This is a genomic window from Streptomyces rectiviolaceus (assembly GCF_039533825.1).
GTDB classification, from domain to species: Bacteria; Actinomycetota; Actinomycetes; order Streptomycetales; family Streptomycetaceae; genus Streptomyces; species Streptomyces rectiviolaceus.
On sequence record NZ_BAAAUG010000041.1, the window covers coordinates 1 to 3,109 of the forward strand.

Genomic DNA, 3,109 nt, shown 5'->3' on the forward strand with positions numbered 1-3,109 from the left:
ACCTCCCGGTAGGCCGCCGCCTCCTGGGGCAGCTCCATCCGCAGCTCGCGCCGCGCCCCGCCCTCCGCGAGCCGCACCGCCCGCAGCCGGTGCGGGTCGCCGGTGCCGAGCAGCTGCCGGGCAACCAGTGACCTGCGCAGATACAAATGCGCGTCGTGCTCCCAGGTGAAGCCGATGCCGCCGAGGATCTGGATGGCGTCCTTGGCGCAGGAGTACGCGGCGTCGAGCGCGCCTCCCGCCGCGAGCGCGGCGACGAGTCCCCGCACCTCCGGGGGCTCATCGGCCGCCCGCGCCGCGTCCCACGCGAGCGCCCGCGCCTGTTCGAGCCGCACCAGCATGTCCGCGCAACCGTGCTTGACCGCCTGGAACTGCCCGATCGGCCGCCCGAACTGCTCCCGCACCTTCGCGTAATCGGTGGCGGTCGTCAGCGCCCAGCCCGCGACGCCGCACGCATCCGCCGCGTACAGGGCGCACGCGAGATCCCGTACGAGCGCCGCGTCGATGTCGAGCACCCGCCCGGCCGGGACCTCCACCCCGCCCGCCGTCACCTCGGCGGTGGGCCGCGTCGGATCGGCGCTCTCCTGCGTACGCACGCTCAGCTCGGCCGCGTCGACAGCGAGCCACACCGTTCCGCGCGCGGACTCCGCGGCCAGGATCAGCAGGTCGGCGTCCGCCCCGGAGAGGACGGGCGGCGCGGCGCCGTCGAGGACGTATCCGTCGGCCACGGACACCGCGGTGAGGGTGCCCGCACTGAGCGCGACGGCTCCGATCCGCGCCCCGGACGCCAGCTCCGCGGCGAGGTCACGGGCGCCGGCCCGGTGCAGCACGACCGAGGCGAGGGAGCTCGCCAGGAAGGGCCCCGGGAGCGCGGCCCGCCCCGCCTCCTCCAGGACTACGGCGAGGTCCAGGAGGTCGCCGCCCCCTCCGCCGTACTCCTCGGGCAGGTGCACCGCGAGCAGCCCCTGCTCGGCGAGCCCGTCCCAGTGAGCGGGCCTGCCGCCTTCGCCGAGCGGTGCGTCGAGCAGTTTGCGTATCTCGTCGGGCGGTACGGCGCGGGCGATCCAGCCGCGCACCGCCGCCGCCAACTCCCGCTGTTCCTGCGTGATTCCGATACCCATGCGCGTCCTCGCCGGTAGCAGCTTCCGGGACGGCGACAGACTAGAACACGTTCCAATCTGACGGAAGGTCAGATACGGGGTCGGATGCGGGTCCGCCTCTCCGGTAGCCGCGGGCCCCGCTTAAGCGCGGGGTTAACAACAGGTCAAGAGTTCCCCTCGTACGACATCCGTCGGAATAGTCGCCCTGGGAAACAGGTTCGTACCCCACGTACCCCTGCCAGCATTTGCACCGCCCCCGGAGGCCCCACGTAATGACGCAGACGACGACCCACCAACCCGGCACCCGCGGAGTCGTCCCCGTACTCGCCTTCGCCGGCATCGTCGTCGCGGTGATGCAGACGCTCCTGGTGCCGGTCATCAAGGACCTGCCGACGCTGCTGAGCACCACGCCGTCGAACGCCACCTGGGTCATGACGGCGACCCTGCTCGCGGGCGCCGTCTCGACCCCGATCATGGGCCGCCTCGGCGACCTCTACGGCAAGCGCCGCATGCTTCTGACGAGCCTGGCCGTGATGGTCGTGGGCTCCCTGATCTGCGGGTTCACCGACGACCTCGTCGTGATGATCGTCGGCCGCGCCCTCCAGGGCTTCGCGATGGGCGCCATCCCGCTCGGCATCGGCCTGATGCGCGACGAGCTGCCCCGCGAGAAGCTCGGCTCCGCGATGGCCCTGATGAGCTCGTCCATCGGCGTCGGCGGCGGCCTCGCGCTGCCCATCGCGGCACTGACCGCGCAGCACGCCGACTGGCACGCCCTGTTCTTCGGCGCGGCGGGCCTCGGCGTCATATCGATGCTCCTGACGGTGGCCTTCGTGCCCGAGAGCAAGGTCAAGGCGCAGGGCACCTTCGACGTGATCGGCGCGCTGGGCCTCTCCGCAGGACTCGTCCTCTTCCTCCTCCCCATCACCAAGGGCAGCGACTGGGGCTGGACCTCGGGCATGACCCTTGGCCTGTTCGGCGCGGCGGCGGTCGTCCTGGTCCTCTGGGGCGTGATGGAGCTGCGCCTCAAGGCGCCACTGGTGGACCTGCGCACCACGGCACGGCCCGCGGTCCTGTTCACCAACCTCGCCTCGATCATGGTCGGCGTGGCGTTCTACGCGATCTCGCTGGTGCTTCCGCAGTTGCTCCAGCTCCCGACCGCCACCGGCTACGGCCTCGGCCAGTCCATGGTCGTCGCGGGCCTGTGCGTGGCGCCGCTGGGCCTGACGATGATGTTCACGGCCCCGGTCTACGCCCGCCTCTCGGCGAAGTACGGCCCGAAGGTGACCCTCATCCTCGGCATGCTGATCATCGCGATCGGCTACGGCGCGGGCCTCGGCCTGATGAGCGCGGCCTGGCAGACGATCATCATCGCGGTGGTGGTCGGCGCGGGCATCGGCCTCGCCTACTCCTCGCTCCCGGCACTGATCATCGGCGCGGTCGACCCTTCGGAGACGGGCGCGGCGAACGGCCTGAACACCCTGATGCGCTCGATCGGTACGTCAGTCTCGAGCGCCGTGATCGGCATGGTCCTCGCCAACACGGCGGACCACGTGGGCGGCGTCGCCATCCCGACCATGACGGGCTTCCGCACGTCCTTCCTGATCGCCACGGGCGCGGTGGCCCTGGGCCTCGTCTTCGCCCTGTTCCTCCCCTCCGCCCGCCGCTCGGTCAAGACCCAGCTCCGGGCCAGCAGCGAGGAGGACGCGAACCTGCGCGCCGCGACGGAGGCGCTCGCCGGTTTCCACGGCCGGGTGCTGAGCCCCTCCGGGGCGCCGGTCGCACGGGCGAAGGTGACACTGATCGACCGCCGGGGACGGCAGGCGGGGTCGGCCCTCACGGACGAGGGCGGCCGCTACTCACTCTCCGTCCCGGGCGACGGCTCGTACGTCCTCGCGGCAACGGCCTCGGGGCACGCGCCGCTTGCTTCGGCGGCGGCGCATCGCGGGGACGAGGGGGCTGTGGAGCTGGATCTTCTGCTGCCGGGCGGGAGTGATGTGCTGGCGTAGGAAGTC

The 3,109-nt window shown here is 72.1% G+C and carries 2 protein-coding genes; one reads left to right on the forward strand and one right to left on the reverse strand.

Going from position 1 to position 3,109, the window contains the following annotated elements; translation table 11 throughout:
- Positions 1–1,118 (reverse strand): acyl-CoA dehydrogenase family protein (locus ABD378_RS13800; RefSeq protein WP_344521019.1); only part of this gene is annotated, 1,118 nt, incomplete at its 3' end.
- A gap of 251 nt (positions 1,119–1,369) precedes the next feature.
- Between ABD378_RS13800 and ABD378_RS13805 the strand changes: the two genes are divergently transcribed.
- A complete protein-coding gene (locus tag ABD378_RS13805) occupies positions 1,370–3,103 on the forward strand; it encodes an MFS transporter (RefSeq protein WP_344521020.1) in 1,734 nt (577 codons plus the stop codon).
- Positions 3,104–3,109: the final 6 nt, after the last annotated feature.